Source organism: Chryseobacterium sp. SIMBA_028, assembly GCF_046535285.1.
Lineage (GTDB): Bacteria > Bacteroidota > Bacteroidia > Flavobacteriales > Weeksellaceae > Chryseobacterium.
Genome location: NZ_JAWRWZ010000343.1, coordinates 1 through 267 on the forward strand (window position 1 = coordinate 1; position 267 = coordinate 267).

1 pseudogene is annotated in these 267 nt (G+C 38.6%); it reads left to right on the forward strand.

Annotated elements, in window-relative coordinates:
- Positions 1 to 267 (forward strand): annotated as a pseudogene (locus SCA31_RS23715) (alpha/beta hydrolase); the annotation flags it as partial.

Here is a 267-nt window from a genome sequence, read left to right on the forward strand (position 1 = left end):
GTTTAGTGTTTTGAAAAATCCAAATATCAAAGCGGTGATTTCTTACGAACCGGGTGGCGATTTTGTTTTTCCTGAAGGTGAAGCTCCAACATCCATCGTGTTATCTGGACGAACAATTACTCCACCCACAATTCCGATAGAAGATTTTATGAAGTTTACCAAAATCCCGATTGTGATTTATTATGGAGACAATATTCCAAATACGCCAAGCACAAATCCAGGACAGGAACAATGGAGAGTATTTCTTGAAGTTGCAAAAAAATGGGC